Origin of the sequence: Vibrio sp. A11 (genome assembly GCF_013048705.1) — a bacterium.
GTDB lineage: Bacteria > Pseudomonadota > Gammaproteobacteria > Enterobacterales > Vibrionaceae > Vibrio > Vibrio metschnikovii.
The window spans coordinates 83377-104882 of the sequence record NZ_VHSI01000008.1; the positions used below are offsets into that span (position 1 = coordinate 83377).

Annotated in this window: 19 protein-coding genes; all 19 read right to left on the minus strand. The window is 39.6% G+C overall.

From position 1 onward, the window contains the following. Positions 1-203: 203 nt before the first annotated feature. The 19 genes from FKQ60_RS10035 to rfbA all read right to left on the minus strand — a co-directional run bounded on the left by FKQ60_RS10035 (position 204) and on the right by rfbA (position 21455). Entirely contained in the window at positions 204-1370 is a 1167-nt protein-coding gene (locus tag FKQ60_RS10035; RefSeq protein ID WP_170906429.1) for a nucleotide sugar dehydrogenase, read from the minus strand. Between the two features lie 216 nt (positions 1371-1586). Continuing rightward, positions 1587-3551 carry a nucleoside-diphosphate sugar epimerase/dehydratase gene (locus FKQ60_RS10040; protein ID WP_170904933.1) on the minus strand — a complete coding sequence of 655 codons (1965 nt, stop codon included), beginning with the start codon at positions 3549-3551 and terminating at the stop codon, positions 1587-1589. Between the two features lie 25 nt (positions 3552-3576). Beyond that, positions 3577-4131, minus strand: a complete 555-nt coding sequence (locus tag FKQ60_RS10045) for a sugar transferase (RefSeq protein WP_170904932.1) — start codon at positions 4129-4131, stop codon at positions 3577-3579. A 4-nt stretch (positions 4132-4135) separates the two neighbouring features. Further along, positions 4136-5047, minus strand: a complete 912-nt coding sequence (locus tag FKQ60_RS10050; RefSeq protein WP_170906430.1) for an NAD-dependent epimerase/dehydratase family protein — start codon at positions 5045-5047, stop codon at positions 4136-4138. A gap of 2 nt (positions 5048-5049) precedes the next feature. Next, positions 5050-5811, minus strand: coding sequence for a glycosyltransferase family 2 protein (locus FKQ60_RS10055; protein WP_170906431.1), 762 nt, complete (start codon positions 5809-5811; stop codon positions 5050-5052). 40 nt (positions 5812-5851) lie between these two features. After that, positions 5852-7270: a phosphomannomutase gene (locus FKQ60_RS10060; RefSeq protein WP_212752423.1), complete on the minus strand. Its 1419-nt coding sequence runs from the start codon at positions 7268-7270 to the stop codon at positions 5852-5854. Positions 7271-7279: 9 nt separating this feature from the next. After that, the gene (locus FKQ60_RS10065) at positions 7280-8686 is read right to left on the minus strand and encodes a mannose-1-phosphate guanylyltransferase/mannose-6-phosphate isomerase (protein ID WP_170906432.1); all 1407 of its coding nucleotides are present in this window, start codon (positions 8684-8686) and stop codon (positions 7280-7282) included. Positions 8687-8702: 16 nt separating this feature from the next. Next, positions 8703-9167, minus strand: a complete 465-nt coding sequence (locus tag FKQ60_RS10070; RefSeq protein WP_161426520.1) for a GDP-mannose mannosyl hydrolase — start codon at positions 9165-9167, stop codon at positions 8703-8705. Between the two features lie 11 nt (positions 9168-9178). Next, complete coding sequence (locus FKQ60_RS10075) at positions 9179-10144, minus strand: GDP-L-fucose synthase (protein ID WP_170906488.1); 966 nt, start codon at positions 10142-10144, stop codon at positions 9179-9181. Positions 10145-10153: 9 nt separating this feature from the next. Further along, a complete protein-coding gene (gmd, locus tag FKQ60_RS10080; RefSeq protein ID WP_170906433.1) occupies positions 10154-11260 on the minus strand; it encodes a GDP-mannose 4,6-dehydratase in 1107 nt (368 codons plus the stop codon). Between the two features lie 9 nt (positions 11261-11269). Continuing rightward, positions 11270-12337 carry a glycosyltransferase family 4 protein gene (locus FKQ60_RS10085; RefSeq protein ID WP_170906434.1) on the minus strand — a complete coding sequence of 356 codons (1068 nt, stop codon included), beginning with the start codon at positions 12335-12337 and terminating at the stop codon, positions 11270-11272. A 3-nt stretch (positions 12338-12340) separates the two neighbouring features. Further along, on the minus strand, positions 12341-13381 hold the full coding sequence (locus tag FKQ60_RS10090) for a glycosyltransferase (RefSeq protein WP_170906435.1): 1041 nt from the start codon (positions 13379-13381) through the stop codon (positions 12341-12343). 4 nt (positions 13382-13385) lie between these two features. Continuing rightward, on the minus strand, positions 13386-14588 hold the full coding sequence (locus FKQ60_RS10095; protein WP_170906436.1) for a hypothetical protein: 1203 nt from the start codon (positions 14586-14588) through the stop codon (positions 13386-13388). 102 nt (positions 14589-14690) lie between these two features. Then, on the minus strand, positions 14691-15830 hold the full coding sequence (locus FKQ60_RS10100; protein WP_170906437.1) for an ISAs1 family transposase: 1140 nt from the start codon (positions 15828-15830) through the stop codon (positions 14691-14693). A 413-nt stretch (positions 15831-16243) separates the two neighbouring features. Beyond that, the gene (locus FKQ60_RS10105; protein ID WP_170906438.1) at positions 16244-17314 is read right to left on the minus strand and encodes a TDP-N-acetylfucosamine:lipid II N-acetylfucosaminyltransferase; all 1071 of its coding nucleotides are present in this window, start codon (positions 17312-17314) and stop codon (positions 16244-16246) included. A 58-nt stretch (positions 17315-17372) separates the two neighbouring features. After that, entirely contained in the window at positions 17373-18788 is a 1416-nt protein-coding gene (locus FKQ60_RS10110) for an oligosaccharide flippase family protein (RefSeq protein WP_249374289.1), read from the minus strand. A 46-nt stretch (positions 18789-18834) separates the two neighbouring features. After that, complete coding sequence (rffA, locus tag FKQ60_RS10115; protein WP_170906439.1) at positions 18835-19965, minus strand: dTDP-4-amino-4,6-dideoxygalactose transaminase; 1131 nt, start codon at positions 19963-19965, stop codon at positions 18835-18837. Beyond that, a complete protein-coding gene (locus tag FKQ60_RS10120) occupies positions 19952-20524 on the minus strand; it encodes an acyltransferase (protein ID WP_170906440.1) in 573 nt (190 codons plus the stop codon). The genes rffA and FKQ60_RS10120 overlap by 14 nt, the downstream gene beginning before the upstream one ends. A 13-nt stretch (positions 20525-20537) precedes the next feature. Beyond that, positions 20538-21455 carry a glucose-1-phosphate thymidylyltransferase RfbA gene (gene rfbA / locus FKQ60_RS10125; protein ID WP_170906441.1) on the minus strand — a complete coding sequence of 306 codons (918 nt, stop codon included), beginning with the start codon at positions 21453-21455 and terminating at the stop codon, positions 20538-20540. Between the last annotated feature and the right edge of the window lie 51 nt (positions 21456-21506).

Here is a 21506-nt window from a genome sequence, read left to right on the forward strand (position 1 = left end):
CATACATACTCAAATACGTCATCCCAGCCAACTTTCACTCAGTTAGCGGTGACAAGCACAGCGTTGACTGACACCTCGCATGGATTCCCGCCTGCGCGGGAATGACGGAAAAAGGCGGAAGTTTGATTCTGGCTTTTGCTCTTCCCTAGGACCTGCTTTTCCTAGGACCTAGGACCTGCTTTTAACCTAGGCGCTGCTTTTACCTAATCACTACCAAACAAATCACGGGTGTAGACCTTATCCGCCACATCCGCTAGCTCTTCCACCATACGGTTAGAGACAATTACATCCGCGGTTTGTTTAAACTCGTTTAAATCTTTAATCACTCGTGAGTGGAAAAACTCCGGCTCATCCAATACTGGCTCATAAACCACCACTTCAATACCCTTGGCTTTAATCCGTTTCATGATGCCTTGAATACTCGATGCGCGGAAGTTATCTGAGCCGGCTTTCATGATCAAACGGTAAACCCCCACTACCTGTGGCTGGCGCTTGATAATTGAATCGGCAATAAAATCTTTTCGAGTGCGGTTAGCGTCAACAATGGCACCAATAATGTTATTCGGCACACTGCTGTAGTTGGCAAGTAGCTGCTTGGTATCTTTCGGTAAGCAATAACCACCATAACCAAACGAGGGGTTATTGTAGTGGTTGCCAATCCGTGGGTCTAAGCCGACCCCTTCAATGATCTGCCGTGCATCTAAGCCATTCGCTTCAGCGTAGGAATCCAGCTCATTAAAATAGGCAACCCGCATGGCTAAATAAGTATTCGAGAACAGTTTCACCGCTTCTGCTTCAGTAGAGTCAGTAAACAGCACTGACACGTCTTTCTTTTCCGCCCCTTCAAGCAGTAAATTGGCAAATACTTCTGCCCTTGCGCTACGCTCACCGACAATAATTCGCGATGGGTGCAGGTTATCGTACAGCGCTTTGCCTTCACGTAAAAACTCAGGGGAGAAGAGGATATTGTCGCAGTTAAGCTCTTGTTTGATGCGTGCGGTATAACCCACAGGGACGGTAGATTTAATCACCATCACCGCGTCAGGGTTAATCGCCATCACATCGCGGATCACCGCCTCAACTGAGCTGGTATTAAAGTAGTTGGTTTGTGGGTCGTAATCAGTAGGAGTGGCGATAATCACAAACTCGGCATCTTGATAGGCGTGCTGCTTATCTAAAGTGGCCACAAAATTAAGCGGCTTATTGGCAAGGAAGTGTTCAATTTCAGCATCGACAATCGGCGATTGCTTATGATTTAACATGGTGACTTTATGTTCAACGATATCAACCGCCACCACTTGATGATGCTGGGCTAATAACATCGCATTGGAAAGGCCAACATAGCCAGTACCTGCTACTGCAATTTTCATTGTTTGTTCCTGATTTGAATATTTGAGATTCTGATTTGAGGTTCTAGGTGCTTAATGCGTAATGATGACAAAGGTTATGGGGCTGGATACTCTAGGTCTTAGGAAAAACACCACTCTCACCATCGTCATCCCCGCGAAGGCGGGGATCCATTCTGCCACATGCGCCAATTGGTGAGGTGAGCGCCTAAGTTCTAACTGTCTAGATACAGACTCAGTTTAAGCCGTCTGGGTCGTTTTTAACTCTACAATATTAGACTGAGCCTGCTCTTTTTTTTGTTTTTCATTCCACACCAAATCACCGATACCATCAGTAGGATCAAAACCTGTAGGCGCATCTAATAGAATTTGGCGAATTGCTTCATGATCAAAGTGATGACAAGCTTTATCAAGGTTGTCGAGGATAATCGCAAACTCATTCAATGGTAAGAAACGCTCATTTGCTGTCATGATACGTTCATGTTCAGTGCCCTCAACGTTATCGCCGATCAAGAGTTCTTCATAGAGCTTCTCACCTGGGCGCAAACCGGTGAATTTAATTTCAATATCACCGTTCGGGTTTTCAACACTTTTCACTTCTAAGCCCGATAAACGAATCAAGTTTTTCGCTAAATCGACAATTTTAACTGGCTCACCCATGTCCAGAACAAACACATCTCCACCTTTACCCATTGCGCCAGCCTGAATCACCAACTGTGCTGCTTCAGGAATCGTCATAAAGTAGCGGATAATATCTGGATGAGTCACAGTGATCGGCTTACCTTCAGCTATTTGACGTTTAAATAAAGGGATAACCGAGCCTGAAGAGCCCAATACATTACCAAAGCGAACCATACAAAAACGCGTGCCACGGGCTTTTTGCGCTTCTTGCTGGGCTAAAGCTTGCAATGCTAATTCTGCCATACGTTTAGTGGTGCCCATTACATTCGTTGGCCGCACCGCTTTATCGGTTGAGATAAGGACAAAAGATTCAACTTTGGCTTCAATCGCGGCTCTGGCGCAATAATAAGTGCCAAACACATTATTACGTACCCCTTCAACCACATTGTACTCAACTAAAGGAACGTGCTTATAAGCCGCAGCATGATAAACCGTTTGTACATTAAAAGCCTTCATCACTGTAGATAAACGGTTAATACGTTGCACAGAACCCAGCAGTGGGATGATCTCCACCGCCAGCTGTTCAGCTTCAACAAACAGTGATAACTCTTTATCGATTTGATATAGAGCAAACTCTGATAGTTCAAATAAGATCAAGGTGTTAGGCTTTTGCATCACAATTTGACGACAAAGCTCAGAACCTATCGAGCCGCCAGCGCCAGTGACCATCACCACTTTGCCTTGAATATTTGACTGCATTAAATCCACATCGGGAGCAACCGGATCGCGACCTAATAAGTCTTCTATCGCGACATCTTTTAATTCATCAACAGTAGCGTGCCCCTCAACAATATCGGCAAAATCAGGTACGGTCAGCACTTCTACTGGTAAATGCAGTAACTCATCAAGAATCTGTTTCCTTTCTGCACGAGAGGTGCGAGGAATAGCCAATAAAATTTTATCTACCTGATATTTATCAACTAATCTTTCAGCCATCTGTGCAGGATAAACCGTTACACCTTGAATAATCGTATTGGCCAGCGTCAGATCATTATCTAAAAATGCTTTGATTTGGTAATGAGGTGAATTACGTAGTGCAATGGCGAGTTGCCGTCCGGTGCTACCAGCACCATAAATTAGCACTTGGGCGCGATCATTATTACGGCACTGGGTTTGTACTATCATTGAACGCACTAACATGCGCGCGCCACCACAAAGCAACACGAGAAAAGTTAAATAAATAACTGGCACGGTGCGAGGTATGGCAGCGTTAAAATAATAAGCAAAGGATGTTAATGCTAATGAAGACAGCAAGGCACCAGCGAAAATCACCACCAGCGCATGGAAGGTTAAAAAGCGCAGCACCGCGCGATAAAGCCCTAAACGAGTAAAGACTACTAAGGTGACAACCACAGTACCAAGTAAAGTCAATGTGGTTAAAGATGAAGGGGGTATAACTACCTCACCTAATCTCGCCCATAGCGCAGCAAAAAAAGACACGGTGATTAACAAGGTGTCAATTGCTAAGCTAATTAAACGTTTATAAGCTCTGGGTAAGGACCAAAGGTAAGCCAACTTGTCCATAAATACTGATCACTTTTATCGTAGATTAAGATTTTTTAACAGCGTCACCCGAACCGCTACCTGTTACTGTCATGATTATATACTTAAAGTAGTTTGTTATAGTTAAAGTATCAATCATTTCACGGTCTGTTTGTGCCAGTAGCGCTGGGGTGGACATATCGATATTTTGTACTTGTGCTAAGCCAGTAATACCAGGGAGTACATCATATACCCCAAGGGCATCACGCTCTTTAATTAATTCTTGTTGGTTAAAGAGATTGGGGCGCGGGCCCACTAAGCTCATTTCACCTTTCAGCACATTAATCAATTGTGGTAGCTCATCGATCTTGGTTTTGCGCAAAAACGCACCTAATTTAGTGATTGAAGCATTACTTGCTAGGTGTGAAGCCACTGACTGAGTATCTACTGACATGGTGCGGAATTTCACCAGTTTGAATGGTTTTTTATTTCGCCCAACACGCTCTTGCACGAAAATCGGCGAGCCAGTATCAAACAACCCAATGATGGTTACGACCAGTAAAACTGGCCATAAAAATAGCAAGCCAAAGAAAGCTGCTAAGAAATCTATTAGACGAATCATGATATTATTTATCCGAATCTTTTAATGAAGCCATGGCTTGTTCCATGGTGAATGGTGGAGTCCAACCCAAAACTTGTTGGATATTTGAAGAATCCACTTCTAAATTACCAAATAACTGTTCAATCATCGCTGATTTACCCGTTACTTTACCAATTAAATGCATTAGACCAACTGGGATTGGCAGTTGAACAACTTTCTTACCCAACCCTTTAGCCATGGCATTGGTAAATTCTTTAATAGAAACCGTTTCACCATCGGAAGCTAAAAAAGTATGTCCTGCTGCATTTGGATGGGTAGCACATGTTACCAGTAAATCAGCTAGGTTTTGCACTGCAATAAAATCACGACGATTATTCGCAAGCCCAAAAGGTAAAATAGGTAACTTACTTACCAACCGAGTAAGCATACCAAAGTTACCCGGCGCATTAGGGCCATAAACCAATGTAGGCCTAACAATAACTACCTCGAGCCCTGTTTCCTCGGCAATTTTTTTTAAGCCACGTTCGGCTTCGTATTTAGATTGTGCGTAAGGATTGTGCGGCTCAACTTTCGTATTCGAGGTGAAAGGTTTATCTTTGGTTGAGATGCCATTGACACCAATTGAACTGACAAAAACAAAGCGACGAACACCAGCCTCAGCAGCTTTTAAAGCAAGCCTCAAAGTTCCATTTGTATTTATAGACCGATATTCTGCATCAGTAAACACGTTATTGTGTGCAAGACCAGCAAGATGAATCACCGAATTAATATCATGAAAGCAATGACTCCAATCCGTTGATTCATCTAAAGAAGTAATGACATAATTATCTTTGAATGGATGCTTTTCACCAAAACGTACTACACTACGAAAATCTTGTTCTAAACTAGTAAGTTCTCTACCAACAAATCCTGTAGCTCCGGTTACTAGTATTGCCATAATTAAACTCTCACCAATTTTCTAGTCAATAAAGTGAACACTTTATAAGGCAATTTAAGTGCAACCATGATCATGTTCGTGTAAATACCATTTTCTCGACAAGCCCTAACGATTTCTAAATTTTGATGTATCCTCCACATTAAACCACTGGAGCTTATTCCACCTTCTCTCATTTTTACCGTAATCTTAGGTACTCGATTGAATTTGATACCTTTCGTTACACAACGAGCTATAAATTCAAAATCTGCTGCAACTCGGTAATTTAATTTATAGAGTCCACATTTATCATAAACGGACTTTTTTGCGTAAAATGTAGGGTGAGGTAGCATTAAACCAAATCTAATTAGTGACCGTTTGAAAATTTTAGAACTATAAAGTCTTGTCACTTTATCGGTATTCTCTGCTTGAACATAAATAAGATCAGAATAAACTGCATCAACATCTAATTGACTGAATCCAGACATCAAATCCGATACACTCGATCGAGAAACGAAAAAGTCATCCGAGTTTAATATGCCAATTACATCACCACTCGCCAGTTTAATCCCTTTATTCATTGCATCATATAAGCCCTCATCCTTCTCACTTAAGTAAACATCTACATGATTAGAATTTTTTTTCACAATATCCAGAGTACTATCAGTCGAACCTCCGTCTATGATTATATATTCAATATCATCATAATCTTGAGAAGCGACCGATCTAATGGTGTCCTCTATCGTTTTTTCAGAGTTATAACAAACCGTAATTATCGAAACTTTCATATTTGATTCTTATTACCTAGTTGTAAGTTCCAGCTACCTTCTACAACTGTTGCACTTTCGCAAGCACTTGATTGACGATAGCCTGCGCCTGATCATAACTCTGAGCCTCGGCATAGCAACGCAGTTCAGGGGCGTTGCCCGATGGTCGCAAATGGAAAATCGAGTTATCCGATAAAGTAATACGCAACCCATCAGTGATATCCACTGCCTGAACCGTAAGGCCAGTAAAGCCAACTTGCTCGCTAAGTGCTTGGGCGTTTTTTGCGCCTGCTTGCACAATCGCAACGCTCTTCTCAGTGGCAAAGTTTTGAATACGGTCGCTATGAGTGTAACGTTTAGGCAGGGCTTCTACTAATGCCGTAATACCCGACTCTTTCGCTGCAGACAGCAACATAATAAAGGGTAATACCGCGTCACGTGTTGGTAGCGCTTTCAGTGCTTTGCCATTGATTTGCACATCAGAACCTAGCAGATAACCGCCATTGGCTTCAAATCCGGAGATAGAATCATAATGCTTCGCCAACTCAGCAAATTCAGCAATGACATACGGTGAGCCAATACGAGTGCGCGATACCTGACTAAATTGTGGAATCGACTCGATCACCGTATTACAGCTGACTGGCACCGCCAGCGCTTGCATATTCATGGCCTGCGCACACAGCACGCCGAGAATGTCCCCACGCAGCCATTCACCATTTTCATCAGCCACTAATGGTCGATCGCCATCACCATCAGTAGAAAAAATCGCATCCAGTTGATACTGCTGTGACCACGCCTTAGCCTTCAACTTATCCGCTTCTGATACCGCTTCAGTATCAATAGGCACAAACTCATCACTGCGCTCAAGTGAAATCACTTCAGCACCTAGTGCTGTAAATAGGGGTTGATAAAGATCACGCCCTGCGCTGGAGTGCTCATAAATACCGATACGCTTGCCAGCCAGTAAATCTTGCTCAAACAAACTGGTGTAGCGCTCAATATAAAGTTCAGCAGCTTGTGGATTGACGACTAAAGCAGGGAGCGTTTCTGGCAAAGCAAATTCCACTTGCGCAGTTAAAATGGCTTGTTCGTCGGCTTTGGTAATTTCACCATCTGGGCGGTAAAACTTCAGGCCATTACGGTCAAAAGGAATGTGGCTACCGGTGACCATAATACAAGGGGTAGCTTGCTGCATTGCCACATAAGCCAGTGCGGGTGTTGGTACCACACCATAATAGACAACATCTAAGCCTTGTGATTCAATTGCTGCAATACACGCTTGGGCCATGGCTGGGCTACTTGGGCGATTATCAATCGCAATCGCTACCTGATTGAATGCAAAATGCCCTTGCAAGCTGGCTAAAAAAGTATGAGTAAAAGCGACGCACACCTGAGAAGTGAATTGAGTTACCAAGCCGCGTGCCCCACTGGTACCAAATTGGATGCCAGATTGTTCAATCACTTGCTTTGTATTTAACATCACCATAATTTAATACCCAACTCCATACTCTTCTAAACGGACAATATCGTCTTCTTGCAGATAACTACCCGAACGAACTTCAATTAAATGCAAATCAACTTTTCCTGGGTTTTCAATCCGATGTGCAGAGCCAAGGGGAATATAAGTGGATTGATTTTCACTGACTAAATAGCTTTTCTCTCCATTAGTGACTTTGGCCGTACCTTGTACAACAACCCAATGCTCAGCTCTATGATGATGCATTTGTAAAGCCGTTTTCTCACCCGGCTTGACTTTAAGATGTTTGACATGAAAACGATCACCTTCGGCAATTTCATCATGAGACCCCCAAGGGCGGTACACTTCACGATGCTGCTCACATTCACGGCGATTTTGTGCTTTTAATTGGTTAACAATATTTTTGACATCTTGTACTTTATCTTTATTGGCGACCAATACGGCATCTTTGGTTTCAATAATGACTAAATTATCAACCCCAACGGTAGAAACCAATTTGTTCTGCGCATACACATAACTGTTACGGGTTTGTTCAAGCATTACATCACCAACAACCGCGTTGCCTGCTGAATCTTTTTCAGATACTTCCCATAAAGCGTTGAACGAACCAACATCGCTCCAACCAGCATCCATCGGAACCACAAGTGCATCTTGGGTTTTTTCCATCACCGCATAATCAATCGATTCATCGGGGCATTCAGCAAATTGATCTTCTGCGACACGGATAAAATCAAGATCGGCTCTTGCGCCTTGCATGGCCAATTCACAGGCTTTTAAAATATCAGGGCGATGGGCTTTTAGCTCGGCTAAATAACGCGACGCTTTAAATAAGAACATGCCACTGTTCCAATAATATTCACCAGAACTAAGGTATTGCTTGGCAGTGGCAAGATTGGGTTTTTCGACAAATTGAGCAACGCGATAGGCTGATTCGCCAACTGGCTCACCTTGCTTAATATAACCATAACCGGTTTCTGGTGCAGTCGGGACAATACCAAAGGTGACTAACATGCCTTGCTCGGCAGAAGCAATCGCCGCTTCAACGGCTTGTGTGAAAGCAAGAGATTGTTGAATAACATGATCAGCGGCTAAAACGAGTAAAAGCGGGTCTTGACCCTCTTTAATCGCTTGCAGAGCAGCTAAAGCAATGGCAGGGGCAGTATTTCGCCCAACGGGCTCAAGAATAATACCACCATGTTGTAGACCTTGTTGGCGCAATTGTTCTGCAACAATAAAACGATGTTCTTGATTACAAATTAATAGCGGTGCTTGGTGCGCTAATCCTTCAAGCCGAAGAAGGGTGTCTTGTAACATGGTTTTATCGCTGGCTAAGCTGATAAATTGTTTAGGGTATAAACTGCGTGAGAGCGGCCAAAGGCGACTACCTGAGCCTCCCGCCATAATGACAGGTAATAACATAACCGTTACCTACTTTTTATTTATAGTTATCTGAAAAATACGCTTTAGTATTACGATGCACCAAATCAGAATTGATCAACTCTTGCTCATCCCACCACTGATAGTTTTGATGCTGTTCTACGGGTAGCGTTTGCAAATCAAGATCTAATTTAAGTTGGTAACCTAACACCACATAATGAGTAGAGAAATCGGTACCCGAAAAATTATCACTGTAGAGATGTTGGTAAGGTCCAAGAAAACTCGCTTCGTTGAGGGGAATCGGATAACCAAGCTCTAGTTGAGTTAAACGCAAGAAAGCATGTTCAAAGGTTTCATCTTTGCCAATCCGCCCTCCGGGAACAAACCAAAACCCTTGTGCAGGGCGGTTAGTTCTTAATCCTAATAAAACCTGATTACAGCTATTACGAATAATCAGGTCGATAGAAACCAGCGGCGTAGAGGCAACGATAGTTTTAAACGTTTCTTTATCTAATCGTTGCATTGATCCCTAGCCTATTTTCGGAAGCTATCTTGATTAGCCAAAAACCACTGATAGGTTTTCGTTAGGCCTTGTTCAAGGTTAACCTGATAACGCCAACCTAAAGCAGCCAAGCGTGATACATCCATTAATTTGCGTGGCGTGCCATCAGGTTTAGTGCTATCAAAGATCACTTGACCGTTAAACCCAACAACCTTGGCCATTGTTTCGGCCATTTCACGAATCGTGCAATCGACTCCCGTACCCACATTAATATGCGATAACATCGGTTCGGTATGGGCTTGATAAGTTTCATTATCTAGCTCCATAACATGCACTGACGCGGCGGCCATATCGTCCACATACAAGAACTCACGCATTGGCGTACCCGTTCCCCAAACGACAACCTCAGCATCACCGCGAAGTTTGGCTTCATGAAAGCGACGCATTAACGCAGGAATGACATGAGAGTTTTCAGGATGGAAGTTATCGTTTTCACCATACAAATTGGTTGGCATCACACTGCGATAATCACGACCATATTGACGGTTATACGACTCACACAGTTTAATACCAGCAATTTTAGCAATCGCATAAGGTTCATTAGTCGCTTCTAACGTACCAGTAAGCAAGGCGCTTTCTGTCATCGGTTGTTTTGCTAGTTTAGGGTAAATACATGAAGAGCCTAAAAACAACAGGTGCTGAACGTTATTCTGATATGCAGCATGGATAATATTGCACTCCATGAGAAGGTTTTCGTAAATGAACTCAGCAGGGTAAACATTATTGGCATGAATACCGCCTACTTTAGCCGCTGCTAGGTAAACTTGATCAATTCGCTCAGCAGCAAAAAATTGATTCACTGCAGCTTGATCGAGTAAATCTAACTCGCTACGTGAACGAGTAATAATCTCAACATCATCACGAGCTGAGAGTTGGCGTACAATTGCTGAGCCTACCATACCATTATGGCCAGCGACAAAAATTCGTTTTTTCACAATCAATACCGCTTAGTTTTCTAAAGAAATAGCCACATCAAAACCATGCGCTTTTAAAAGGGCATGTTGCTTGGCTTTATCAATATCTGCCGCAACCATTTCGGCGCACATTTCTTCAACCGTGATTTCAGGCACCCAGCCTAACTTGGCTTTGGCTTTACTTGGGTCACCCAACAGTGTTTCGACTTCTGCTGGGCGGAAGAATTTCGGACTAACGCGGACGATCACATCGCCTACCTTAACCGATGGTGCTTTATCCGCATCAACCGCAGTTACGGTGGCAATTTCATCGACACCTTCACCAGAGAAGGCTAGTTCAATCCCCGCTTCTTTGGCAGACATACGCACAAACTCACGAACTGAAATCTGTTTCCCGGTTGCAATGACAAAATCATCGGCCACGTCTTGTTGCAGCATCATCCATTGCATACGCACATAATCTTTCGCGTGGCCCCAATCGCGCAGTGCATCCATATTACCGAGATATAAACATTGCTCTAAACCTTGAGAAATATTAGCAATAGTACGAGTAATTTTACGCGTCACAAAAGTTTCACCGCGGCGTGGCGATTCATGATTAAACAAAATGCCATTACACGCATACATGCCGTAAGATTCACGATAGTTAACCGTTATCCAATAAGCATACATTTTTGCAACCGCATAAGGAGAGCGCGGGTGGAATGGCGTGGTTTCTTTTTGCGGGATTTCTTGCACTTCACCATAAAGCTCAGAAGTTGATGCTTGATAAAAACGGGTTTTCTTCTCTAAGCCGTTGATACGTATTGCTTCTAATAGGCGAATAGTGCCCATTGCATCGACATCTGCCGCATATTCTGGAGACTCAAAAGAGACGGCTACGTGCGACATTGCGCCTAAGTTATAGATCTCATCAGGCTGAATTTCTTTCACTAAACGGATTAGGTTAGATGAATCGGTTAAGTCACCGTAGTGAAGATGGATATTACTAGAGTTGGCAATCGTAGAGTCGATACGCTCGGTATTAAAAGAAGATGCACGGCGGATAATACCGTGAACTTCATAGCCTTTTTCTAATAAAAACTCTGCTAGGTATGAACCATCTTGGCCGGTGATGCCAGTAATTAGTGCTTTTTTCATTTTATTCTCTTAACCATTAAAGCTACTGAAAAGTTGAAGTGTATGACTACGTATCGTATTTGGGTCGAAGTTATCCCAAAACAGTTTAAATGAACGGTCTCTCAATGCTAGATATTCAGCTTCAGAAAACTCTTCCAGCCACTGAAGCCTTGATGTTAATGCCTCGTCCGTTAATTCTCGTACTAACCCGGGGTAATCTTCACCCAAGTAATCAGCGATATAGCCGACATCGAAGCAAATTACAGGAGTTCCTTGAGCTAGACTTTCTAGCAAAACTAATGGCATTCCTTCATTAAGGGACGGAAGTACAAGAGCTTTGGCCCCTCGAAGCTTTCGCTCTTTCTCATTACCATGAATAACATCATCCAAAGAACACAGATGCGCTGCATCTAATTGCACTAGCTTTTTCATATAATGTTCTGATGAAGCAACCCCATTAAACTTCACAGGATATAATAATTGATTCGAGATCTTTACTAAACTGTGAATTCTTTTCGTCTCAATATAGTTGCACAGGCAATACAAATACCGTTCTTTATCACAACTATCTGTTGCTTCTTTAGGGCGGTTAATTGGCTCGATTGTATTAAACAAAACACAAACACTCTCGGCATCAAATAAATCGTTCTCAATAATTTCGCGTTTAGATTTATTAGACAGCACTAATAAACGATGCACATAGTTTGAGAATTTCGAAAATAACGCTCGATTGTTACCATTGGCGATAAAGGCAAGGAAATCACCGCGATGAAGATGAGAAATAACCTGAGTTTTAGGAGAGACAAAGAGAACCAACCGTACCGCAAGATAAATCTTCCATAAACCTAATGTCGACATTGGTGTATTGATATAAAAGTAATTGCATTTTTTGGTGGCATAAAAGGTCAACATCAAAAGAGAGACGATCAAAGAGAAAATCTTACGAACCACCCCACCAAAGCTAGCTCGATCAATCACCTTAATTACTTGGTAATCCAACGACAAACTATCCAGAATGCGCTCATTACTCAAACTAATCCCGTGAACAGCTTCTGGTGGTAGTTCACCCCAAAACAATATTTTTTTCTTGTTATTCATAAATCAACGCAAGTATTTTCCAGCGACTTTTAAAATCTCATTAACTCTATCAGTCAATTGATAAGGCCCATTGATTACCTTGGCATAACCGGCCAATGCAATCGCCTCTCGCTCTTGTGGGTGATGAACTAGAAATGCCAATTTGTCTAGCGCTTCGGTATGGCTACTGAAATACACCGCTTCTTTATCTGGCACAAACATGCGAGCTTGATCTTCTGTATATTCTGCAAGCATCACCGTTCGGGTAGCGGGAATCTCCAGAGTACGGCGAGTATAAGTATCGTTGTTCAACTTTGACAGGAACGACAAACAAACCTTTGCCGAATTGAGGGCTTCATTGTAGTCATCGTATGCTGGAACAATTTCACCCAATGCAGATTTGAGCGCGGAGTAGTGTTGTGACTCGTTCCATCTCTGCCCTTTGAGCATGACCTTGAAGCCGCTTTGGATCATCTTAAGCAGCAATTCATCTCGGCCATCATCTTCATAATGGCCAACAAACGCGACATCAAATACTGGTGTACGTGATGCAATCGGAAAAATACGCTCAACATCAAACGTTGGCATAAAGACCGACGCATCCGTGCCCAGCCGTTCGATGGCCGCAATGTCGGAAGGGCGATAAACAAAAAAGTGATCGTAATAAGGAATCGATTGTTTCAATAAACGAAACAGCCACCACGGATGATGAACACTGAACGTCTGATCATTGTTATACCCAATCACAACCGCATGCTTTTTGATGCGTTGAATGGTAGATGGGTATAAATGAACGGCCCGCCAAAGAAAAACAATATCGTAATCCCCTCGCTCAACCTCATCGATCAGATCTTGATTCAACTGGCGAACAATAAAACCAAACTTATAACGATTCGCTAGCGTAAAACGAATTTTGTCCGCAATATTTTTATATTGATAGTTTGAAAAGTAGCGAGACCACTCAAATTTGGATACTTCGACCTTATCCCCTACTTCTGAAAAAGCTCTAAATAGAGATTTATCATAATAATCAAACCTAAAGTCTCCGACTTGTAAAAGATGCATTCATTTACCTGCGAAAAGTAAATCTATATTTAAAGAAAATAAAATACATGAAGAATATAAAAATTGAACCATATAAAAATCGAGTTAACCCTCTGATATTATATTGTATTGAAAGTAACATAAAAATAATAAATAATCCAGCAACAGCATAGTAAAGAATTGTTTTACCTTTAAGTCTACTTATAACATATGAAAACACAACGCCTGAGATAAGATAAAAAAACAAAACAGCCAAGATACCAAATTGACTTAATAATGATATTGCAGAAATAGGAGCTGTCGGTAACATCTCCTGCACATCAAGCATATGAGAAATATTTAAATATCGACTGGGAATAGGATTAATTCCTATTAAAAAACCTTGTAAATCAAATTGCAAATGTTCAATTACATAGGCAGTCCCCATCAAAGAAAAGCTAAATGCGTAATTTAGGCCAATAAACAAATAATCAACATCTATACCTTTACTAAATAAAGACGCTATGTTGGGCAATAGACCTTGCTGCGGATAGTACCTAATCTGAAGAACAAAAACCAATCCTAAAACAATCAAAACCATATTAACAAAAAAAATAGAAAACTTAAAATACCCATCTCTTAAATATGAACCAACAATATAAAGAAAAGGTAGCATAACAAGAAATCTCGATGAAGATGAGAATAATATAAAAAAGAAAAAAATGTATATAACTTTATTAACTATCGATCCTTTAACAAAAGGAACAAAAAGAAAGGCAATTGGAGCAATAAAATAAAATAATATTAATCCAGTTTTATTTCTATCGTGATATTCTGAAATATAACCATCTCTATATATTAATGGCTCAACACCATAACTAAAAATAAAAACAAAAAAAGCAAAAACACACAAAATTAATAATGACTTTTGATGTTTTATTTTAATTTTTGATTGAAAAAATAATTGCACACAATGCTTATCTTTAAAAACAGAGCTGCCAGCATAAAAAGAAACCGATGCCAAAATATAAAAAAGCGATGCTTTTAAAATATACAACTCAGACACTCGACCATAAAGATCAAAAGGGGTTTCTTTGGCGTAGTTTAAAAAAAACACCCCAGTAAGAACATAACTCACAGTAAAAAGATAGTATATTGGAAGTAAAAGCAAAATGCTGTTAGTTTTAAACATCCTATATATATAAAAGAAAAAAATAAAATAAGAAAACAATACTATAAGATTAGCCATTTTGGGGGGGAAATCTCCTTATTAATCCTTAGTTCAGAAGTAAACCATTTTATTGGTGCAACAACAACACCATCTCCTGCTAACCAAGCAGCCACGGAAAAATCATGAACATTCCCGTAAATAAAGGCTTCCCAATACCTTCAAAAGGTACTCTGGATCCATCGCGCACATCGCTCTTTTGTGTTTAATACTCGCTTTTAGTGTCGTTTCACTTTTTAGCATGTTTAAACACATTTGTCTGATCCTTGCGAAATTCTCTGCTCGTTCTTCCGCTCGTTTACGGCAAGCATCTTCACCAAATTCTGTATCCAACATCCAATGCATCGACTCCACTAACCAGTGCGAGCGTGAAGCATTTAACAATTCTTTAGCGCTGAGCGCTTTCGAACTAATATAATATCGAACCGTTACATCCGATTCTTGAGCCGCTGCTGATTCTTGACGAATCGATACCACAATTCCCATCGTTTTGAGCCCTGGCCAATCAAATTCAAGATCGCCCAAAACACTTAAATCTTCATTCACTAAGGCCAATCGTGTTTCTTGTCGGCCTCGCAATTTTTCTTGAGTACTGTAAGAATCACCGTCATGTTTTTGCAGCATGCTCATATTAAAATAATTGTTAAAAGCTTGCTCAAGTCGGCCTTGGTTTCCTTTCACCGCCAACAAGTAATCAGCGTTCTTTTCAAGGATTTTTTGCGCGATTTTCTTTTGGCAACCTATCGCATCAATCGTCACTAAACAACCAGATATATCAAGTAGTTGCAGCAATTCAGGAATAGCGGTTATCTCATTGGATTTCTCGTATACTTTATGTTGTCCGAGGCACACGCCATTCTCTGTAGCAAACGCATTAACCATATGAATCGCACCAAAACCACGGGAATCATCATAAGAGCCTCGAACGGTTTTACCGTCTATCGCTATCACTTCACCGTCAGTGAGTTCACAGCATGATTTCATCCATTCGATAAAACACTTTTGTAAGCGTGTCGCATTAATCATCCCCATCACTATAGCTATGGTAATGGCAGAGGGAACGCCATGACTAAAATCACCAAAGCGTTTGAGAAAATCTAACCACCTTGTGCCGTAAAGATGAATGGCTTTCCAATCATCCTGACCGGAAAGTACCGCACAGATTGTTAACAAAATGATATCCGTTAACTTGTGTTCGACTTTGCCTTGTTGGCGGTAATCTGGGATGACATCGAAATGCATAAATGGGTGCTGGTTACTCATTATTTGACCTCCAATTTGTCTATGGAGGTATTAGAAAACATTGAAAATGATCGTCAAATTGATCATCAGTTAATTGTTTATTGTGTAATAACGTTATCCGTCGGAACAAGAAAACTGTGAGCTATCTAGACCACAAACCCTTTAAACATGGGCATGTTCATGATTTTTCCCTGGATATGTTTGATTCATTAATGAAGTAATAGATTCTTTTATATAATCCTCTCCATTGTGAACACACAATATAATACTAACTTTATCTGAGATCATAATATATACCGTAAACGAAATAATATCTCTAAGATTAAGACATAGTTATCATCTATAATTTCCATATTAGTTATATCATTTAAAAGTGAATTAAATATTTAACCACATTATTTTAAATATTGATATAACCCATGAGATAAGATCAATCAATTTCTACCATAAAAACGCTTCTGTAGTACAACACTTTCAGAATAACTAAATAACTCCCTAGCTAAATGTTTATTTTTTTCACTTTTTACATGCTTATTACTATCACATAATGAAAATTCTCCCAAAGTAAAAACTTCAAATCCTAGTTTTTTTAAATAAAGATATGTGACACTATTTTCCAAACAGTATATTATAGTTCCATTTGAAATTAATTGGCGAATGTTCCCCATGCCTTGCTGATTATTATGGCCAAATAAGGCAACATCAATATTAGATAAAAAATCATTATAATCTTCAAGACGCATAAAATCATCCAATATATTTAATCTAAAAGATGGGAAATTTCCATAGATGTAAGCCTTAAGTTTTTCAGCATACTTGAAATCCCCGTATGACAATGGAATATGAAGTGCATAATTTTTATAATCCTGTTCGGAAATAATCCTTAATAATTCGTAATGATTATTTCTTTCTGATGCGGATACTCCAACCAATATATTGATGACATTATTATCTGGGAAGCACTCCTTATTGACCTTATTGTCCTTATTGTCCTTATTGTCCTTAATTAAATTCCCAAGATAGAATCCACCAAGATCTACTTGCTTAGCCTTAGGGTTTATATTTTTAACAATATAATCAACATCTTCAGATATATATGTTATATAATTACAAACCCCAAGTAAAAATTTATTCTCGAAATAGTATTTAATTTTGGTTTTTAATTTTTTAGCTTTAGGCCTGTGATAAATTTCTCCGCCCCAAAGCACTAGATATACCCGATTAAAGAGCGATATAATATTTGACAAAAATAACATATTATATTTAGATGGCAAGCTATGGAAAACGACTATATTAGCGTTCATCATAAATAACAAAACTCTAATGGCTGAAAAAAGATTATCTTTTAAAATAATCGCTGACTTATCTATTCCACTAGAATCACCTAAATAGATGAATCTATGTTCAACATTTCCAGAAAGCTCATTTTCAACAAAATTTTGATATGGTGGGACAAATTTATTTGGATATTTTTTAGAATTATTTGCAATATGAATGACAAGCATAAGAAAACCTAAACAACTTTATTTTAATGATTAATATTACTTAATTTTTTAATGTTGATTAATGTATTTTTCCAAGATATTTATAAAACTTAAAAGTAACATATTTAAACCTATTAAAATAAACTATAAAAACCAATAAAAATAAGAAAAGCCAATATAGTATGAAAAATTCAAATTTAGATTCCATTATAATCATGATTATGGTAGCGGATATATATAAAGTAGAAACAAAATAAATTTTAACTCTAGGAAAATGCCACCAAAGCTTTGCAGTTGCTTCTGTTCTTACAACAAAATAAGTAAAAAACGCTAGTAGTGTAGCAATGGCCGCACCAGATGATCCAAAATCAGGTATTAAAATATAATTTAATATTGCATTAACTACAAATGCCGATATAGAAGCAAGCATAGAAAAGGAAGAACGGCGAGTTATACCAATACCAACACCGGTTGTTTCTGATAACATCGTAAAGAGTGGCATAGCAATACAAGCGACAATTAAGTATTCAATAGCCGAATATTCTGGTGGTAAAAAATAAACCAAAACAAATGAGAACATTCCAACTAAAGACCAGATTAAAAACACTGCAAGCAGCATGCATTCGATTACGTTTAATACTTTTTGTTTATCAACGCCGTTTTTTACCCACTTGTAGAGAATCGGATGCCAAAGATTTGAAAATATTGTTGATATCACTGATACAGCTCCAGCAAGTGATACCGACAGTGCATAGACTCCTAACTCCTCAAAGCCTGAAAAACTGCGTAAAAAGAACCTATCCATGGTTGTTAAACCCCAGTAAGCCATACCACCAGCAACCAGTGGTAAACTAAAGGTTAACATTCTATGTAAGAGTTCACGATCAAGCGGTTTTAGTATAGCGGGTAACCACGTTGATCTGGTCCACCATGCAAAAATACTGACCGAACTTCCAACAGCAAGTACATTCATTAACATCAGTGTTTGAAATTCGGCGCATAAATTAAGAAAAAATATAAAGCCAATAAAAATAAGCAACAATAGTTTAGGGAGAATTTGGGTTGCCGAAAAAACTAAGCCCCTCTCTTCCATACGTACAACATGAGCAAAAAAATTAATAAAGTAGCTGCAGTAGACACCAATTATGAGTAACCAAGTAAGTAAACTTGAATCAATATCAAATAGTAATTTAGAGATAGACCACGGTGAAAAAATTAGAAACATTAAACATACTGTTAAAATAACCATGCCTGGTAATACTGCATGTTTAAATAATGCAGCTTTATCATCCTCTTCATGATACTCACGTACATAAGCTTGATGCATGGCTAGGCTAAATAATGACACGCTTAAACCAAGCGTTACTTGTAACATGGTTAACCGGCCAACATCTTCAACACTAAAAAACCATGCTACAAAAGGTAAGGTAATTAAGCTTAATGCGGCGGCTCCAATAGGTCCTATAGAGAAATGTATAATTTTTTTAATATTCAAAATACTAAACTCTTCATATACCCTTGATTAATAGAATCGCTCATACTTATAGAGTTTTAACAAATTTTGAAATCATATTACAAACATAATCAACCTGCTCATCAGTCAGCTCATAAAACAACGGCAACCTAACTAGTGTATCGGTAAATTTGTCAGAGTTTGGCAAATCACTTCCGCTATATTTAGCTTGATAATATTCACTTTGATGTAATGACAAATAGTGGAAAACGGCATATATACCATTATCTTTCAAAGATTCAATTAATGATGTACGTTGCTCAAGGTTTTCACAAACTAAATAAAACATATGCGCATTATTAGTCGAGTAATCTGCAACTGACGGTAACTCAATACCTGAACCAGTTAACACGTTATTCAGATTATCATAATACCGTTGCCAAATCGCTTTACGTCTTGCTTGAATATCATCAATATTCTCAAGCTGAGCATAGAGATACGCGGCAATAATATCGGAGGGTAAAAATGATGAACCAATATCTACCCAACCATATTTAGCAACTTCCCCACGGAAAAATGAAGATCGGTTAGTGCCTTTCTCACGAATAATTTCCGCACGCTGAATGTATTTTTGATCATTAATCGCGAGAAGACCACCTTCCCCTGCAATTATGTTTTTAGTTTCGTGGAATGAAAATGTACCAAACGTGCCAATACTACCAAGCGGACGTCCTTTGTAGTAACTATCAATCGCTTGCGCCGCATCTTCTACTACGGGAATGTCGTATTGCTTCGCTAAAGCCATAATCGAGTCCATATCACAAGCAACACCGGCATAATGAACAACAACAATCGCTTTGGTTTTTGGTGTAATCAGCTTCTCGATATGCTGAGGATCAATATTAGGATGATCAGCATAGCTATCAGCAAAAACTATTTTTGCACCGCGCAAGGCAAAGGCATTTACGGTAGAAACAAAAGTGTAAGATGGCGCAATGACCTCATCATCAGGCTGAATATCTAGCAAAATAGCTGCCATTTCTAAAGCATCAGTACACGACGTAGTCATTAGTACTTTTTTGAAATGATAACGTTGCTCAAAAAATTCATGACATTTGCTAGTAAACGCACCATCACCAGATATTTTGCCTGTAGCGACAGATTGAGCAATATTAACTAACTCTTTACCATGCAGATATGGTTTATTAAATGGAATCATTTGAGTCATTCTCTAAATATTGTTGTTCTAACTGGAGAAGATCTTTTTTACGATCTTTAATTTTTTTTGCAGGATTTCCTAAATATATTGACCAGCTATCTGTAGACTTTCTAATTAATGACATGGCTCCAACCGAAGTACCCTCATTTAAAATAACACCAGGCATTATTATGGAACCAGCACCTACTATAACGTGCCGTGAAATTACCACTTCTCGCTTTATTTCATTTTTAAATTCAGCAGGGACTGTTGGGTTCGTCAAAGTTAAACCACTGTAATCATCTGATTGGGTAAATACCTGAACTTGATAAGCTAAACCTGAGAAATCTTCTAATGTAATACCTTTTTCTCCACCAGCTAGCAGACAAAAAGGTGCAATATGTACATTTCTTCCAATTTTAACTTTTCCAGAAATGACACAGAAATCATCAATTCTTGAGTTATCATCGATTTCAATTAGCTCAGGATTATATATGCTTGCCTTATCACTGATTTTTATATTTTTCCCAAGTGATTTAAATCCAAACTGTTTGAGTTGTATATCTGTTAAATAGGCCATTGGTGATCCTTACTTAGCACACTAAAGAGAATAAATACTGTCCATACCCATTTTTAGCCATCAACTCTGCACGCGCTGCCACTTCTTGAGTAGACAACCACTGTTGGCTATACGCAATCTCTTCTAAACAAGCGACTTTATAGCCTTGGCGTTTTTCAATGGTTTCCACAAACTGCGCGGCTTCTAATAAACTCTCATGGGTGCCGGTATCAAGCCAAGCGTAGCCACGACCGAGTAATTCCACATTAAGTTGATTACGTTTTAAGTACATCTCATTAAGGCAGGTAATTTCTAGCTCACCACGCGCTGAAGGCTGCACCTCTTTGGCCAGTTTTACTACCTGATTATCGTAAAAATACAGCCCAGTAACGGCAAAGTTGCTTTTCGGTTGGCTGGGTTTTTCTTCAATGGAAATGGCACGTTTATTATCATCAAACTCGACCACACCAAAACGCTCAGGGTCTTTAACTTGATAGCCAAACACCGTTGCCCCTTGGCCATTATTTGCATTAGCAACCGCTTGTTGCAACTTAGAACGGAAACCTTGTCCCCAAAATATATTATCGCCCAGCACTAAACAGACTGAGGAATCGCCAATAAACGCTTCACCAATAATAAAAGCTTGCGCAAGGCCATCGGGTGACTCTTGCACTGCATATTCAAGAGCAATACCAAACTGGCTGCCATCGCCCAATAAACGTTGAAAACTGGCTTGATCTTCTGGGGTGGTGATGATCAAAATCTCACGAATACCCGCGAGCATTAATACTGACAACGGATAGTAGATCATCGGTTTATCGTAAACTGGTAGCAGCTGTTTAGAAACTCCCATGGTGATGGGATAAAGGCGAGTGCCGGAGCCGCCGGCCAACACAATCCCCTTGGTATTGTGTTGAGTGTTTAATGTTGATTGTTGAATGTTTAATTCCATGATTAATGCTTAATAATTTTAATGTTACTTGGTTAATATTGAATGGAATGA

Excerpts from the sequence above, each read along its gene's own strand:
- FKQ60_RS10035 (WP_170906429.1), bottom strand. The coding sequence starts at position 1,370 with ATGAAAATTGCAGTAGCAGGTACTGGCTATGTTGGCCTTTCCAATGCG.
- FKQ60_RS10040 (WP_170904933.1), bottom strand. The coding sequence starts at position 3,551 with ATGGACAAGTTGGCTTACCTTTGGTCCTTACCCAGAGCTTATAAACGT.
- FKQ60_RS10045 (WP_170904932.1), bottom strand. The coding sequence starts at position 4,131 with ATGATTCGTCTAATAGATTTCTTAGCAGCTTTCTTTGGCTTGCTATTT.
- FKQ60_RS10050 (WP_170906430.1), bottom strand. The coding sequence starts at position 5,047 with ATGGCAATACTAGTAACCGGAGCTACAGGATTTGTTGGTAGAGAACTT.
- FKQ60_RS10055 (WP_170906431.1), bottom strand. The coding sequence starts at position 5,811 with ATGAAAGTTTCGATAATTACGGTTTGTTATAACTCTGAAAAAACGATA.
- FKQ60_RS10060 (WP_212752423.1), bottom strand. The coding sequence starts at position 7,270 with ATGTTAAATACAAAGCAAGTGATTGAACAATCTGGCATCCAATTTGGT.
- FKQ60_RS10065 (WP_170906432.1), bottom strand. The coding sequence starts at position 8,686 with ATGTTATTACCTGTCATTATGGCGGGAGGCTCAGGTAGTCGCCTTTGG.
- FKQ60_RS10070 (WP_161426520.1), bottom strand. The coding sequence starts at position 9,167 with ATGCAACGATTAGATAAAGAAACGTTTAAAACTATCGTTGCCTCTACG.
- gmd (WP_170906433.1), bottom strand. The coding sequence starts at position 11,260 with ATGAAAAAAGCACTAATTACTGGCATCACCGGCCAAGATGGTTCATAC.
- FKQ60_RS10085 (WP_170906434.1), bottom strand. The coding sequence starts at position 12,337 with ATGAATAACAAGAAAAAAATATTGTTTTGGGGTGAACTACCACCAGAA.
- FKQ60_RS10090 (WP_170906435.1), bottom strand. The coding sequence starts at position 13,381 with ATGCATCTTTTACAAGTCGGAGACTTTAGGTTTGATTATTATGATAAA.
- FKQ60_RS10095 (WP_170906436.1), bottom strand. The coding sequence starts at position 14,588 with ATGGCTAATCTTATAGTATTGTTTTCTTATTTTATTTTTTTCTTTTAT.
- FKQ60_RS10100 (WP_170906437.1), bottom strand. The coding sequence starts at position 15,830 with ATGAGTAACCAGCACCCATTTATGCATTTCGATGTCATCCCAGATTAC.
- FKQ60_RS10105 (WP_170906438.1), bottom strand. The coding sequence starts at position 17,314 with ATGCTTGTCATTCATATTGCAAATAATTCTAAAAAATATCCAAATAAA.
- rffA (WP_170906439.1), bottom strand. The coding sequence starts at position 19,965 with ATGATTCCATTTAATAAACCATATCTGCATGGTAAAGAGTTAGTTAAT.
- FKQ60_RS10120 (WP_170906440.1), bottom strand. The coding sequence starts at position 20,524 with ATGGCCTATTTAACAGATATACAACTCAAACAGTTTGGATTTAAATCA.
- rfbA (WP_170906441.1), bottom strand. The coding sequence starts at position 21,455 with ATGGAATTAAACATTCAACAATCAACATTAAACACTCAACACAATACC.